16 protein-coding genes and 1 tRNA gene are annotated in these 13111 nt (G+C 57.1%); 13 read left to right on the plus strand and 4 right to left on the minus strand.

Annotation, left to right across the window (positions count from 1 at the left end; translation table 11 throughout):
• Together RUM8411_RS18140 and RUM8411_RS18145 are read right to left on the minus strand one after the other, a co-directional pair.
• Positions 1 to 1029, minus strand: a complete 1029-nt coding sequence (locus RUM8411_RS18140) for an alcohol dehydrogenase catalytic domain-containing protein (RefSeq protein ID WP_085824196.1) — start codon at positions 1027 to 1029, stop codon at positions 1 to 3.
• A 207-nt stretch (positions 1030 to 1236) separates the two neighbouring features.
• Positions 1237 to 1728: a hypothetical protein gene (locus RUM8411_RS18145; RefSeq protein WP_085824132.1), complete on the minus strand. Its 492-nt coding sequence runs from the start codon at positions 1726 to 1728 to the stop codon at positions 1237 to 1239.
• Between the two features lie 298 nt (positions 1729 to 2026).
• On the opposite strand from RUM8411_RS18145, the gene RUM8411_RS18150 reads away from it, so the two are divergent.
• Complete coding sequence (locus RUM8411_RS18150; RefSeq protein WP_159453927.1) at positions 2027 to 2617, plus strand: GNAT family N-acetyltransferase; 591 nt, start codon at positions 2027 to 2029, stop codon at positions 2615 to 2617.
• Between the two features lie 197 nt (positions 2618 to 2814).
• Here RUM8411_RS18150 and RUM8411_RS18155 read toward each other — a convergent pair.
• Positions 2815 to 2904 (minus strand) — tRNA-Ser (locus RUM8411_RS18155).
• Positions 2905 to 3027: 123 nt separating this feature from the next.
• On the opposite strand from RUM8411_RS18155, the gene RUM8411_RS18160 reads away from it, so the two are divergent.
• The 9 genes from RUM8411_RS18160 to RUM8411_RS18200 all read left to right on the plus strand — a co-directional run bounded on the left by RUM8411_RS18160 (position 3028) and on the right by RUM8411_RS18200 (position 10490).
• The gene (locus tag RUM8411_RS18160; protein ID WP_085824134.1) at positions 3028 to 3870 is read left to right on the plus strand and encodes a DUF2059 domain-containing protein; all 843 of its coding nucleotides are present in this window, start codon (positions 3028 to 3030) and stop codon (positions 3868 to 3870) included.
• Entirely contained in the window at positions 3870 to 4670 is an 801-nt protein-coding gene (locus tag RUM8411_RS18165; protein WP_085824135.1) for a DUF2059 domain-containing protein, read from the plus strand. The genes RUM8411_RS18160 and RUM8411_RS18165 overlap by 1 nt, the downstream gene beginning before the upstream one ends.
• Positions 4671 to 4882: 212 nt before the next feature.
• Positions 4883 to 5500 carry a 50S ribosomal protein L21 gene (locus RUM8411_RS18170; RefSeq protein WP_085824197.1) on the plus strand — a complete coding sequence of 206 codons (618 nt, stop codon included), beginning with the start codon at positions 4883 to 4885 and terminating at the stop codon, positions 5498 to 5500.
• Positions 5501 to 5511: 11 nt separating this feature from the next.
• A complete protein-coding gene (rpmA, locus tag RUM8411_RS18175) occupies positions 5512 to 5781 on the plus strand; it encodes a 50S ribosomal protein L27 (protein ID WP_085824136.1) in 270 nt (89 codons plus the stop codon).
• Between the two features lie 93 nt (positions 5782 to 5874).
• A complete protein-coding gene (locus tag RUM8411_RS18180; RefSeq protein ID WP_085824137.1) occupies positions 5875 to 6483 on the plus strand; it encodes a LysE family translocator in 609 nt (202 codons plus the stop codon).
• Positions 6480 to 7016, plus strand: coding sequence for a GNAT family N-acetyltransferase (locus tag RUM8411_RS18185; RefSeq protein ID WP_085824138.1), 537 nt, complete (start codon positions 6480 to 6482; stop codon positions 7014 to 7016). Before RUM8411_RS18180 ends, RUM8411_RS18185 begins: the two co-directional genes overlap by 4 nt.
• Positions 7017 to 7053: 37 nt before the next feature.
• Positions 7054 to 8088, plus strand: a complete 1035-nt coding sequence (gene obgE / locus RUM8411_RS18190; RefSeq protein ID WP_085824139.1) for a GTPase ObgE — start codon at positions 7054 to 7056, stop codon at positions 8086 to 8088.
• The gene (gene proB, locus RUM8411_RS18195) at positions 8076 to 9182 is read left to right on the plus strand and encodes a glutamate 5-kinase (RefSeq protein WP_085824140.1); all 1107 of its coding nucleotides are present in this window, start codon (positions 8076 to 8078) and stop codon (positions 9180 to 9182) included. The genes obgE and proB overlap by 13 nt, the downstream gene beginning before the upstream one ends.
• Before the next feature lie 45 nt (positions 9183 to 9227).
• Positions 9228 to 10490, plus strand: coding sequence for a glutamate-5-semialdehyde dehydrogenase (locus RUM8411_RS18200; protein WP_085824198.1), 1263 nt, complete (start codon positions 9228 to 9230; stop codon positions 10488 to 10490).
• Here the strand turns inward: RUM8411_RS18200 and RUM8411_RS18205 are convergent.
• Entirely contained in the window at positions 10487 to 11083 is a 597-nt protein-coding gene (locus RUM8411_RS18205) for a histidine phosphotransferase family protein (RefSeq protein ID WP_085824141.1), read from the minus strand. The genes RUM8411_RS18200 and RUM8411_RS18205 overlap by 4 nt on opposite strands.
• 42 nt (positions 11084 to 11125) lie before the next feature.
• On the opposite strand from RUM8411_RS18205, the gene RUM8411_RS18210 reads away from it, so the two are divergent.
• From RUM8411_RS18210 to olsA, 3 genes are all read left to right on the plus strand, one after another.
• Positions 11126 to 11308, plus strand: a complete 183-nt coding sequence (locus RUM8411_RS18210) for a DUF3553 domain-containing protein (RefSeq protein WP_085824142.1) — start codon at positions 11126 to 11128, stop codon at positions 11306 to 11308.
• 97 nt (positions 11309 to 11405) lie between these two features.
• The gene (olsB, locus tag RUM8411_RS18215) at positions 11406 to 12161 is read left to right on the plus strand and encodes an L-ornithine N(alpha)-acyltransferase (RefSeq protein WP_085824143.1); all 756 of its coding nucleotides are present in this window, start codon (positions 11406 to 11408) and stop codon (positions 12159 to 12161) included.
• Positions 12127 to 13002 carry a lyso-ornithine lipid O-acyltransferase gene (gene olsA, locus RUM8411_RS18220; protein ID WP_085824144.1) on the plus strand — a complete coding sequence of 292 codons (876 nt, stop codon included), beginning with the start codon at positions 12127 to 12129 and terminating at the stop codon, positions 13000 to 13002. Before olsB ends, olsA begins: the two co-directional genes overlap by 35 nt.
• Positions 13003 to 13111: the final 109 nt, after the last annotated feature.

Below are 13111 nucleotides of genomic sequence, written 5' to 3' on the forward strand. Positions count from 1 at the left end.
CTATGGCGTGATAATCACCTTTCCGTCACCCTTTTTCAGCGCATCAGCCAGATTTGATACCACATCCCGCAGTGCAAGCCGTTCGGATACATCGGTTTTCCAACGTCCATCAGCAAAACGCGCCTGAACTTCACCCACAACCCGCATCTGATCGGCGGGCGGGGTCGAGGTCATCCACTGGGTCAGCCAAAAGCCCTCGATCCGTTTGCCCATGAATATCAACTGCCCGGTTTGCGTCAGTTTCGGCAACTCGGCGCTGAGCTTGCCATAACAAATCCAACGTGCGCCGTTTGGCATGGCGCAGAATATCTGCTCGGATAGCTGATCGGCGACGGCATCCAGAAATACCCGTGGTTTGAGCTCTTTGCTTAGCGCCGCGAATTTCTGGGTTACATCTGGATCGGTTGCGACCAAAACCTCATGTGCGCCCAGCTCTTTGAGCGCTTCGACCGCATCCGACCGACGCACCAGGGCGATGGGTTTCAAGCCCAGATCCCGGCCAAGGCTGCACATGAGTTTGCCCAACTGGCTGGTTGCCGCCGACACAACAAAAGCATCGCCATCGCCGCGCGCGATGTCCACCATCGCCATCGCGGTCAGAGGGTTCACGATCTGCGCGGACCCGTCCTCGTCCGAAATCTCGGGGCGCAGAGGAATGCACATTTGTGCTTGTGTCACCACGTATTCCGCCCAGGCGCCTGCGTTTGCTGCCACAAATGCCACGCGCAGACCATTTAAGGCTTCAGCCCCTGCGCCAGTGGCCACCACATCGCCGCATCCTTCGAATCCAGCCGGGGTATCCTGGACACGGGGTTGGCCGTATTCGCCCTTGATAAAGTGAATATCTGATGGGTTCACCGACGCGGTACGCAAGCGGATCAGAACCTGTCCCGGGCCGGGCTGTGGCACCGGAACCTCGGCTTCGGCCAACCAATCAGCAGCGGCGTCAATAACGGGTCCGGTTGCGGTGTCAGAATACCCGTCATGGGTTTGTATGACGGCGAACATGGTCGAAGGCAGGGTTGTCATTGTCGGTTCCTTATCCTGAAAAATCCCAGCCCCAAAGTGGGGCGGGGATACAGCAAAACCCTGATCTGAGCGCATTGATATGGTTCAGTCTGGTGTGTGCTTCTGTATAGAAGAACCCAAACAAATGCTTGGCGGATCGTCAATCTGGCTAAGCCGTGACGTTACAGGAGTTCGGATCAGCACCGAGAGTCGAGGGCGCCCATAAACTTATTGCCCGGTCAGAAGGGTCCGAAGCTCTTCAATTTTGGCCACAATGGTCTGCGGGGATGCCTTGATGTCATCCAGTATTTGGATGGCCTGTGTCTTGATATCCTGCGCCATAGTGCTTTCCTGAATGGACGCAACCATCGTGTCATAATCAAAGTTCTGCACCGTCAGTGCGCCATCTTCGATCCATGAGTTGATCAGGTCTTGCCCCTGATTTGCCAGCGCAGCAACCTCATCACCTGCCTGATTGGCCAGATCGGTTGCCGCATCTCCGGCTTGTTCTACTGCGTCTGATGCCTGAGTGGCGATCGACGAAGCAGCCTCGTTCGCTTGTTCAGTGGTGGCATCCACTGCGTCGTTGACCGCATCACCAGCATCCTGCGCTGCCGATTGCAATTGTTCGGCCGGTGTGGATTCGGGTTGGTTCAGATAATAATAAAGTCCGGCCCCAAGGCCGGCTATGATTACAGCAAATAGGATTGTTCGCGACATAGGAGTCTCCTTTGGAATGTCAGTCGCTGAGATGTCTGTAAACTATCTGATTGCAAAGGGGAAAACCTGCCAAATCTGTTCAATTACAGGGATTGAGCCACAGAGCGCCGATCAGATGAGACCTTGCTGGCAACAATATGCCACTCATCACGTCTGCATCTCAATTCAGCTAACTTACGCTTCCGCTGGGGCAGTCCTCGACAAACTTTTGGGTATTGGGCAGACTCGATGCGTCGTTTGATCCCTAGAAGGGCTAACTTCGCCTGCCATGACAGAATTTCGCCAAACAGGAGCTTGCATGAGCATCAGATACCTTCGCCCCGATGAGCACGATCTTATTGGCGCGATAATTGGCGAGAGCTTTACTGGTGATCCGGTAAACGACTTTTTGCTGGGGCCGCAGGCCTCAATCACAGCATACAACACGTTTGTTGCCCGGGAATTGTATCTAAAGCATGGCTTCGGCCACGTGGCCGACGATCATTCCGGCGGCACGATGTGGATACCTCCTGAAGTGCCCAAACATATCGCCTTTGTTAAGATGGTTCCCACGGCATGTACCTTGATCCGCCACGGAGGCTTGCGTCGCCTGATCCGGGCATTGCCCGCAGATGACACGATTGCCAGCCACCAACCCAAGGAACCACACTTTTATTTATACGTGATCGGCACAACAGTTGCGGCAAGGGGCACGGGCGTGGGTGGCAAATTGATGGAAGCTGGCCTTGAACTGGCCGATCAGGCCAACAAACCCGCATATCTGGAGTGCAGCAAAGAAGAAAACGTCAGCTTCTATGAACGGTACGGGTTCGAAGTGACCGGCATGTGTAATCCGGTTGAAGGTTGCCCTCCTGAGTGGCTGATGTGGCGTCCTGCACAGCGATCCTGATACGTGTCGGGCGTTTCGAGGCCCGACAATTAAGTCGAACGTTCTGTGGTTGCTTAAGCTGCCAATGAAAGTGAAGGCTCTACAGATTGACCCGGATTAGGCTTGAGCACTAAGTGCTTACACCACAGTTCAACCCTCTTTCCGAAAGAAAAGCCGTTTTGTTTCTTGCAAGTAGTCTAAGCTATGCCTGGGAATAGTGGCGGAGAGACAGGGATTCGAACCCTGGGTGGGCTTGCACCCACAACGGTTTTCGAGACCGCCCCGTTCGACCACTCCGGCACCTCTCCGCGGGGGTCTGTGAGGGGGGGATTTAGTGAGGAAAGCGCAGGGGTGCAAGCAGAAAATTCCGGAAATTCACTAAGTCGGGATTTTCCATTGCCTGACGGCAGAAAACGCCTAGGCTTCTGATTATGACTTATCTAACGCACCGCATCGCCCTTCCTTTTTCCCTGCTTCTTTTGGCCCTGTCATTGGTGCCTTTGCCTTCTGCCGCCGCCAGCCGGGACCGGATTGAGGCATTTCTGACCACAACCGGCTTTGACGTCGCTTTGGAAAGCATCGCGCTGGCGTCAGCTTCGGCGCCGCAGATGTTGGGGATTGATCCCGATGGGTTCGGGTCCGATTGGACGCGCCTGACCAAAGAGGTTTTCGACACCGAGGACATGCATGAAACCGCTGTGTCCATTCTGGAGCAAACCCTGAGCGACGACGCCTTGAACCATGCGGTGGAGTTTTATGCCTCGGATCTGGGCCAACGGCTGGTTGAGGCGGAGAACACTTCGCATATGATCGAAGATGACGGTGCGAAGCAGCTGGAAGGGCAAGAGATTGTCGCCGATCTGATCCAGGAAGGGTCGCTGCGGGTTGAAAACCTCAAACGTATGAACAACGCCATTGATTCCAGCGGAACGGCGTTGCGGGCCCTGCAGGAAATTCAGATACGGTTCCTTCTGGCCGCCAGCGCCTCGGGCATTATTGAACTTCAGCTTGGCGCGGATGAGTTGCGGAACATGATGAAGCAGAACGAAACCGGCATGCGTCAATCGCTGCAACTGTCCGCGTTGGCCGGGGCAGCTTATACCTATCAGGATTTTTCGGACGCGGATGTCATTTCTTATGCGGAAGCGCTGGAACAGCCGTTGATGCAAGAGGTCTATGAACTTCTGAACGCCATCCAATATGAGATCATGGCCCGGAAGTTTGAGATTCTGGCTGTCAAAATGGCGGATCTGCACCCCGCACAGGATATCTGATGCGTCAGGTCGCAGCAGTTGCGGCGTTTGCTCTTTGGGCCTTTCCATTGCAGGCCGAGGAACAGCTGGATCGCCTGATGCAGGCGATGCAAATGGATCAGGTCATCGAAATTCTGCGCGATGAGGGCAACGCTGCGGGGCAAGAGATCAAGACCTCTTTCCTTAACAACGCCGGCGGACCCGTATTCGACGCCCAGGTGGACAGGATTTATGACCCGGTCTGGATGCACAATGAGATTTCCACGGTATTTCGCCAGGAATTAACCGACAGCCAATTAGAACGCGCTATAGTGTTCTTTGAAAGCGATCTGGGCCAGACCATCGTGACGCTGGAGAACTCGGCCCGCGTAGCCTTTGCCGACGAAGCAATCGAGGAATTGGCCAAGGACAGTTATCGGACCGGGGACCGCGACAGCGAGATATTCCGGCTTGTTACTGAGTTCATTCAGGTCAACGATCTGATCGACCAGAATGTTCAAAACGCCATAAGCGCTGATTACAACTTTTTCCGGGGCATGAATGCGCTGCTCGGGGGCGATGATGCCGACCTGCTGGCCGAGCTTTTGTCGCAGCAGGACAGCATAACGCAAGAGACTGAGACCTGGCTTTATTCCTTTCTTCTGCTTGCCTATCAACCGCTGAGCGACGCGCAGATACGCGAGAACATCGCCTTTTCGCGCACCGACACAGGCAAAGCTGTCAATTCGGCCCTGTTTGAAAGCTTTGACCGGATGTATGATAAGATATATTTTGAGATGGGTCAGGCGGTCTCGCAGGTTCTGAGCGGCTCGGATCTTTAAGCCTGCATTACGTGTTGACTTTCTCCTGCAATCTATGGATAAGCGCGCATCCCGGCCGGTTCTTCCGCGCCGGGTCTCGTTATTATTGACCCAACGGGCCTGTCCCAGGGGTCGTCACACAGCCCGAAAAGGGCGCGCTGTTCGAGGTGGCGAAAGCCGAAAACACCCGTGAATCGGGGACCACAGAACGCGGTTTTGAAAAGGAAAGACGCATGTTTGCGGTCCTCAAGACTGGCGGCAAGCAGTACAAGGTTCAGGCGGGTGATATCCTCCGTATTGAAAAGCTGGCTGCCGACGCAGGTGAAAAAGTTCAATTCAACGACGTACTGATGCTGGGCGGTGACGCTCCGGTTGTTGGCGCGCCTTTCGTTGACGGTGCGGCCGTACAGGCCGAAGTGATCGAACAGATCAAAGGTGACAAGGTCATCAACTTCGTCAAGCGCCGTCGTAAACACAGCTCGAAGCGTACTGTTGGCCACCGTCAAAAGCTGACTCTGGTCAAGATCACCGACATCCTGTCGTCGGGCGCTGACAAATCCGGCCTGAAAGCTGCAACCGGTTCCGCACCGGCCGGCGAAGCTGCTCCGGCGGCGAAAAAGCCTGCCAAGAAAGCTGAGCCCAAGGCAGAGGCACCTGCCGCTGCTGCGGCCGCAGACGATCTGACTGCGCTGACAGGTGTCGGCCCTGCCGCTGCCAAGAAGCTGAATGAAGCTGGTATCGAGAGCTTTGCCGCTCTGGCCGCCTTGTCGGACGAGCAGATTGCTGCTATCGAAACGGTCAAAGTGAAACCCGAATGGGTTGAGCAGGCCAAAGAGCTGGCTAAAGGCTAAGGAGAGAGAGAATGGCACATAAAAAAGCTGGCGGTTCCTCCCGTAACGGTCGCGACTCAGCTGGTCGCCGCCTTGGCGTGAAACTCTATGGTGGTCAGGCCGCCATCTCGGGCAACATCATCGTACGTCAGCGCGGTACCAAGTTTTGGCCGGGCGAGGGCGTAGGTATGGGCAAAGATCACACGATCTTTGCGACCACAGATGGCGCTGTAAAGTTCCACAAGGGTCTCAAAAACCGCACCTTTATTTCGGTCCTGCCAGTGGCGGAGGCCGCAGAGTAAGCCGAAACCCATAAGGTTTGAAAATTCATGGGGGACCGGCAGCAAATGCCGGTCCCCTTTCTCGTTTTAACGAAGTTTTGATCGAAAAGTCCGATGACAGTCGCAACCACCAGTTTCCTCATCTTTGCCGCCAGTCAGGTCGGCACGCCGGGACCAGCCAATATGGTCCTGCTGGGAACAGGTGCGCGCTATGGATTCCGTTCGGCTCTGCCTTTTGTCGGCGGCGTCATTCTTGGAAAGCAATTGATTATCTGGCCTGTGGGCTTTGGTTTGCTACAACTGGCTGAACAGGCACCTGCGGTGTTTGCGGTGCTTAAATATGCCTCGGCTGCCTATATTATTTGGTTGGCCTGGAAGATCGCCAATACGCGCCTGTCGCGGCACGAGGGTGAGGGCACCGCCCCAGGGTTTTGGGCCGGGCTTGTTGTCCACCCGCTGAACCCCAAGGCTTGGGCGATGATCATTGCAGGGTTCACCGGCTTTGTCGCAGCAGGAACGCCGACGTTTGAGGCGACGGTCACAATCGCTGTATGTTTGTTGATTTGTCAGGTCGTTCTTCACCCAATCTGGACATTTGCGGGCGATAGAATCGCCCATGCGGTTGAAGGACAGCCTGTCGAAAAATATCTGATGTGGACGTTAGCAGGCCTCACTGTTGCGTCTGTACTTTTTGTGTTGTTCGGAGGAGGAACGCACTCATGAAACTTGAGACGATAATAAACCAGCCGGTCATTGAAACCGAGCGGTTCGATCTGCGCCCCTTGCGCCGTTCGGATCTGGGTCTCATCGAACATTATGCAGGCGATGAGCGCGTGGCGCGTATGACAACGTCAATCCCGCATCCGCTGCCTCCGGGATCTATCGAAGCGTTTGTAACACGGTCGATGGCGGACGAGCGGGACGAGGATGTCTGGGCGCTGGACGCAACCAAGGACGGCGGGCCAGAGCTGATCGGTCTGATCTCGCTGACAAGACTGGACCGCAACCAGTCCGAAGTCGGGTATTGGGTTGCGCCGGTCTACTGGAACACCGGCGTTGCGTCGCTGGCAGTTGAGGCATTGGTTGTGGCCAACCCGCTGGAAAACAGCTCGATGTTTGCCAGTGTGTTTCAAGACAATCCGGCCTCGGCCCGGGTACTGACCCATTGCGGGTTTGAATACCTTGGCGATGCCGAAATCTATTCGGTGGCGCGCGATGCGAATGTGCCCACCTGGACATACACCAAAAAACTCTGACTTGTGGCCGATGGGGCCTTTGCAGTAGGGGACTAACATGAAATTTCTCGATCTTGCAAAGGTCTACATCCGGTCCGGGGCCGGCGGTGGCGGTTGCGTCAGCTTTCGGCGTGAAAAATACATTGAATATGGCGGACCCGATGGCGGTGACGGCGGCAAGGGCGGATCGGTCTGGGCCGAGGTTGTTGACGGGCTCAACACGCTTATCGACTTTCGATATCAGCAGCATTTCTTTGCCAAGAGCGGCCAACCCGGCCGTGGTCAACAGCGCACCGGCAAGGATGGCGACGACATCATCCTGCGGGTGCCGGTCGGCACGGAAATCCTCGACGAGGACGAAGAGACGGTCATCTGCGATCTGACGCAGGTGGGCGAACGGGTCTTGCTGGCCAAGGGCGGCAATGGCGGCTTTGGCAACCTGCATTTCAAATCAGCGACAAACCAGGCGCCACGCCGGGCCAATCCGGGGCAGGACGGGATTGATCGCACCATCTGGTTGCGGTTGAAACTGATCGCCGACGTCGGCCTTCTGGGGATGCCCAACGCCGGCAAGTCAACCTTTCTGGCCGCGACATCGAACGCGCGCCCCAAGATTGCGGACTATCCGTTTACCACCTTGCACCCCAATCTGGGCGTTGTGGGGGTTGATAACGTTGAATTCGTTGTGGCCGACATCCCCGGCCTGATCGAAGGCGCACACGAAGGCCGCGGGATCGGGGATCGGTTCCTGGGCCACGTAGAGCGCTGCGCGGTGTTGTTGCATCTGGTCGATGGCACCTCTGAGTCCGTCGCAGAAGATTACCGGACAATCATTCACGAGCTTGAGGCATATGGCGGTGAATTGGCGGAAAAACCTCGGATTACCGTCCTGAACAAAGTCGACGCGCTAGACGAAGACGAACAGGCGTTGGCCAAGGCCGAGTTGGAAGAGGCCGTTGGCGGCCCCGTTATGATGATGTCCGGCGTCGCGCATCTGGGCGTAACCGAGGTTCTGCGCGCATTGCGAGCGCAAATCGACGAAAACCGTCTGCGCCAAAAACCCGTTGAGGAGATGCAGTCTTGGCAACCCTGACCGCAGCCAAACGACTGGTGGTCAAAATCGGATCTGCCTTGTTGGTGGATCGACACACCGGCTTGCTGCGATCCGACTGGCTGCACTCGCTGGCACAGGATGTGGCCTGGTTGAAAAGGGAAGGGACGGACGTCATTCTGGTGTCCTCGGGATCAATTGCTTTGGGGCGGGGCGTTTTGAACCTGCCGATGCAGACCCTGCCGCTGGAGCAATCTCAGGCTGCGGCGGCCGTCGGGCAAATCCGTCTGGCCCGCGCCTATGAAGAGGCGTTGACCCCGCACAAGATCACCACCGCGCAGGTTCTGGTGACGCTGGAAGATAGCGCCAACCGTCGCCGGTACCTGAACTCTCGCGCAACGCTCGAGACTTTGCTGGGCTTGGGTGTGGTTCCGATCGTCAATGAAAACGACACCGTGGCCACCGACGAAATCCGATATGGCGACAATGACCGGCTGGCCGCACAAATCGCCGTCACCGTCGGTGCGGATCAGTTGATTCTGCTGTCGGATGTGGACGGGTTCTATACCGGCAACCCGAACGACGACCCAAACGCCATGCGCTATGACGTGATCCGCGATATCACTCCCGAAATCGAAGAGATGGCGGGTGATGCTGGCTCGGGTCTGTCCAAGGGGGGTATGAAAACCAAGCTGCTCGCCGCGAAGATGGCGACTGCCGCCGGCTGCGACATGGCAATCATCGAAGGCTCGCCATTGAACCCGCTGAAAACGCTGGAAAATGGCGCGAATAGCACGTGGTTTACGGCCACGCTGGACCCACATGCCGCGCGAAAACGCTGGATCTCGGCAATGAAACCTCGGGGTGAGATTGTTGTTGATGAAGGCGCGGCGCAGGCGCTTGGCAATGGCAAAAGCTTGCTTCCAGCCGGTATCGTCGAAGTGACAGGCGACTTTGGCCGTGGCGACCCGGTGGCCATTCTTGATCCAACGGCCCGCCGTCTGGCGCAGGGGCTCAGCCGCTATACCGCGCAAGAGGCGGATGCAATCAAAGGGCGCAAGTCCTCTGAAATTGAGGCGACTTTGGGCTATCCGGGCCGGGCTGTATTGATCCACAGGGACGATTTGGCGCTGTAGCCGCGCGATGCTAAGACACCAATGACCGATCGAAAGGCACATGAGATGAAGGATTTCGACAACGTTCCCAGCATGATGGCCGATCTTGGGAAGCGCGCCAAAGCGGCCTCGGCTGATCTGGCCTTTGCCAGTGCCGAGCGCAAACATGCCGCGCTGATCGCGGCAGCGGATGCGGTTTGGGCCAACCGGGCACAGATCATCAAAGCCAACCAGAAAGATCTGGATTTTGGCCGCGACAAGGGCCTGAGCCCGGCGATGATGGATCGCCTGATGCTGGATGAAGCCCGCGTTCAGGGCATGGTCGACGGGCTGCGCACAGTTGCTGATCAAGCCGATCCCGTGGGCGAAGTGCTGACCGAATGGGACATGCCCACAGGTCTGAACATTCAGCGCGTGCGTACTCCGCTTGGCGTCATCGGTGTGATCTATGAGAGCCGCCCCAACGTGACGGCTGACGCGGGCGCCTTGTGCCTGAAATCCGGTAATGCGGTCATTCTGCGCGGTGGGTCTGAAAGCTTCCACTCTTCCGGGGCCATCCGTGCCTGTCTGGTCGAAGGATTGAAGGCTGCGAACCTGCCCGAGGACGCGATCCAACTGGTGCCCACTCGGGATCGTGCGGCGGTTCAGGAATTGTTGACCATGACCGACTATGTCGACGTCATTGTCCCGCGCGGTGGCAAAGGGTTGGTCGGATTGGTACAGCGCGAAGCCCGTGTGCCGGTTTTTGCCCATCTCGAAGGCATCGTGCATATCTATGTCGACAAGGCGGCTGATCCCCAGAAAACACAGGATGTCGTGCTAAACGCCAAGACCCGCCGCACCGGTATTTGCGGCGCGGCTGAATGCCTGCTGATCCATCAGGACGTGGTGGAAACGCTGGGCAGGGATGTTATTGCATCCCTTCTTGCCGCGGGGGTCGAGGTTCATGCGCATGGTCAATTGGACGTGGATGGTGTGGTTGAGGCAACTGCCGACGATTGGGGCAAGGAATTCCTCGACAGCGTTATTGCTGCCAAGCCCGTCGCGGATATCGACGCGGCGATTGCCCATATCCGCCAGTTTGGGTCCAATCACACCGATTGCATCATGACCGAGGATCCGGACGCCGCCGCCCGGTTTTTTGAACGGCTCGACAGCGCGATCCTGATGCACAACGCGTCAACCCAGTTTGCCGATGGTGGTGAGTTCGGGATGGGCGCTGAAATTGGCATCGCCACTGGTAAGATGCACGCACGAGGCCCGGTAGGGGCGGCGCAGCTGACCAGCTTTAAATACCTTGTGCGCGGGAACGGAACGGTTCGGGCTTAAAACCGGATCGTAACGCGGGTTGAGGTGGTTTCCGCCGCAACCCGCCGTCCCATCGCCGTGGCGTTTTCGGGCAGCAGGGCGAACTGCACCTGAGAAGGCGTCACAGGTTTGGCAAAATGCCCCGAAGGCAGGCTTTTCCAGAGATCATTATCCACATTGAGCTTGTCGGCGGATCCGGTAATGGTCCAGCTTTCGCCCGCATGATCAATCGTAACTTCGCCACCAAACGGCATCGCGCTTTCACAGCACATCAGTGCCAGAAACGCCAGTTTGACCTGGTTGCGCGGCACGGCCTCGGTCAGGTGCCAGTTTACTCGCACACGACCGGCCCGTTCGACATCCTTCAGCAACGCAGTCACCTCGGCCCGGCCCAAGGGCTGATCGCCGGCTGACCCGAAAGCCACGCGGAAGAAACGAATTCTGGCCCCAGCACTGCCGACACTGCCCGAGATCAGCTCCATCTCGGGTCCCTGAACCGCACCAACCATTTCAAGCAGCTCAAGACCATTGGTGATCGCCCCGATGGGGCTGATAAGATCGTGACAGATCCGCGAGCCGATCAACTCGGCCAGGTTGACGTCTGAGTCGCGCATGCGTACCTCCTGCTTCATCTGCCGCTGGACCGGAGCCCTTGCATGACAGACCTTAATGCCATTTTCGCACCGGGCATGTTTGTCCGCCACCCCGATTATCCCGACTGGGGCGTTGGACAAGTGCAGTCCAACATCGGGGGCAAGATCACCGTGAATTTTCGCGAGCAGGGAAAAGTGGTGATTGACGGAACGCGCATCGCCCTGATGCCGGTCTTTGATCCGTGAAACTGGTTTAGGAAAGGTTAACGTCACGGGATTTCGCCCGTGTTGCCATCTGCCCGAGAACTGCGGTATCAGCGCGCAAACAAGAACGGAATTTCTGATGTCGGATGCAGGCCCATCCTTTACCGTCAAACTCGCCGAGACTGAGGCCGAATTGCGTGCTGCGCAGCGGCTTCGCTATGACGTGTTTGTGCGCGAACTGGGTGGCGGAGGAGAGATGGTCGATCACGATGCAGGGCTGGAACAAGACAGGTTCGACCCTCACTTTGACCACATGCTGGCGATTGATGACCTAACCGGTGAAACAATTGGTGTTTACAGACTGTTACCGGGTGAACGTGTCGAAGAAATGGGCCAGTTTTATTCCGAAGATGAATACGACCTGAGCATCCTCAAACAAAGCGGTCGCAAGCTGCTGGAGCTTGGTCGCTCGTGCCTGCACGCCAACTACCGTGGTGGCACGGCCATGTATCACCTTTGGAACGGTTTGGCCGCTTATGTTGCCGAACGAGAGATCGAAGTGCTGTTTGGCGTGGCCAGTTTCCACGGCACCAACCTGCACGACCTGGCGCAACCCTTGTCGATGTTGCACCACAACAACCTGGCACCACCTGACCTGCGTGTGAAGGCCCAGCCGGACAGGTATCAGAACATGAACCTTGTTGCGCCCGAAGACCTGGACCGCCGCACCGCAATGGTGCAGGTGCCGTCGCTAATCAAAGCCTATCTGCGGTTGGGCGGGTTTGTGGGAGAGGGCGCCTTTATCGACCATGCGTTCAACACCACTGATGTGTGCCTGATCCTGGACACCGCCCGCATGAATGAGCGCCAGCGTCGTATCTATAGTGGGGCGTAATCTGGTGAGCGATCAATCCTGGCAAAGCGAAGATGCGCCCGATCCGATCGAGCTTGGCGTAATCGGGTGGGGGCTGGTGATCTTGCGCGGCCTGCCGCTAGCCCTTTTGGTGACTAGCGGCCTGATCCTGTTGCTGACCGTCCGCCTGGTCGAACGTCCGATCTACGGTCCACGCCGACCGATCACACCCTTCATCAGCCAGTTTGTCTGCCGCAACGCGTTTCGCATTCTGGGCGTCGGGTTCCGAACCTCGGGTGACTTGATGCAAGAACGCGGGGCCGTGGTGGCTAATCACTCCTCGTGGCTGGATATTTTTGCGCTGAACGCCCGCAAACGGGTCTTTTTTGTCTCGAAGGCCGAGGTCGCGAAATGGCCCGGTATCGGCTGGCTGGCACGCGCGACCGGCACAGTGTTTATCGAGCGTGACCGCAAGAAGGCGCGCGAGCAAACAAAGGTGTTTGAGGAACGATTGACCGCTGGGCACAAACTGCTGTTCTTCCCCGAGGGCACCTCTACGGACGGATTGCGAATTTTGCCATTTAAAACAACGCTGTTCGCGGCGTTCTTTTCAGATGAACTGCGCAATTTCATGTATGTTCAACCGGTTTCCGTGGTCTTCCATGCCCCGAAGGGGCAGCCCGACCGGTTCTATGGTTGGTGGGGCGATATGGAGTTTGGCCCGCATCTGTTAAAGACACTGGGCGCGTGTCGGCAAGGCTCGGTAGAGTTGATCTATCACACGCCCGCCAAGGTTAGCGACTTTGACAGCCGCAAGGCGTTGGCGGCCCATTGCGAAGCCGTCGTGCGCCACGCACATACCTTGGCACGGCTTGAAAAATAGGGGCATTTGGCCCTTGCGCTGCATGTCAACCTGCCGTATACGCGCGCCATTCAAACCCGCAGGCGGGGTTTGGGCTTTGTAGGGGAGACATCCTTACCTGGCCCGCCGG

This window comes from Ruegeria meonggei (genome assembly GCF_900172215.1).
Classification (GTDB): Bacteria; Pseudomonadota; Alphaproteobacteria; order Rhodobacterales; family Rhodobacteraceae; genus Ruegeria; species Ruegeria meonggei.

Excerpts from the sequence above, each read along its gene's own strand:
- olsB (WP_085824143.1), top strand. The coding sequence starts at position 11,406 with ATGTCGGATGCAGGCCCATCCTTTACCGTCAAACTCGCCGAGACTGAG.
- rpmA (WP_085824136.1), top strand. The coding sequence starts at position 5,512 with ATGGCACATAAAAAAGCTGGCGGTTCCTCCCGTAACGGTCGCGACTCA.
- RUM8411_RS18205 (WP_085824141.1), bottom strand. The coding sequence starts at position 11,083 with ATGCGCGACTCAGACGTCAACCTGGCCGAGTTGATCGGCTCGCGGATC.
- RUM8411_RS18210 (WP_085824142.1), top strand. The coding sequence starts at position 11,126 with ATGACAGACCTTAATGCCATTTTCGCACCGGGCATGTTTGTCCGCCAC.
- RUM8411_RS18185 (WP_085824138.1), top strand. The coding sequence starts at position 6,480 with ATGAAACTTGAGACGATAATAAACCAGCCGGTCATTGAAACCGAGCGG.
- RUM8411_RS18160 (WP_085824134.1), top strand. The coding sequence starts at position 3,028 with ATGACTTATCTAACGCACCGCATCGCCCTTCCTTTTTCCCTGCTTCTT.
- RUM8411_RS18145 (WP_085824132.1), bottom strand. The coding sequence starts at position 1,728 with ATGTCGCGAACAATCCTATTTGCTGTAATCATAGCCGGCCTTGGGGCC.
- RUM8411_RS18180 (WP_085824137.1), top strand. The coding sequence starts at position 5,875 with ATGACAGTCGCAACCACCAGTTTCCTCATCTTTGCCGCCAGTCAGGTC.
- olsA (WP_085824144.1), top strand. The coding sequence starts at position 12,127 with ATGAGCGCCAGCGTCGTATCTATAGTGGGGCGTAATCTGGTGAGCGAT.
- RUM8411_RS18165 (WP_085824135.1), top strand. The coding sequence starts at position 3,870 with ATGCGTCAGGTCGCAGCAGTTGCGGCGTTTGCTCTTTGGGCCTTTCCA.
- RUM8411_RS18170 (WP_085824197.1), top strand. The coding sequence starts at position 4,883 with ATGTTTGCGGTCCTCAAGACTGGCGGCAAGCAGTACAAGGTTCAGGCG.
- obgE (WP_085824139.1), top strand. The coding sequence starts at position 7,054 with ATGAAATTTCTCGATCTTGCAAAGGTCTACATCCGGTCCGGGGCCGGC.
- RUM8411_RS18150 (WP_159453927.1), top strand. The coding sequence starts at position 2,027 with ATGAGCATCAGATACCTTCGCCCCGATGAGCACGATCTTATTGGCGCG.
- RUM8411_RS18140 (WP_085824196.1), bottom strand. The coding sequence starts at position 1,029 with ATGACAACCCTGCCTTCGACCATGTTCGCCGTCATACAAACCCATGAC.
- RUM8411_RS18200 (WP_085824198.1), top strand. The coding sequence starts at position 9,228 with ATGAAGGATTTCGACAACGTTCCCAGCATGATGGCCGATCTTGGGAAG.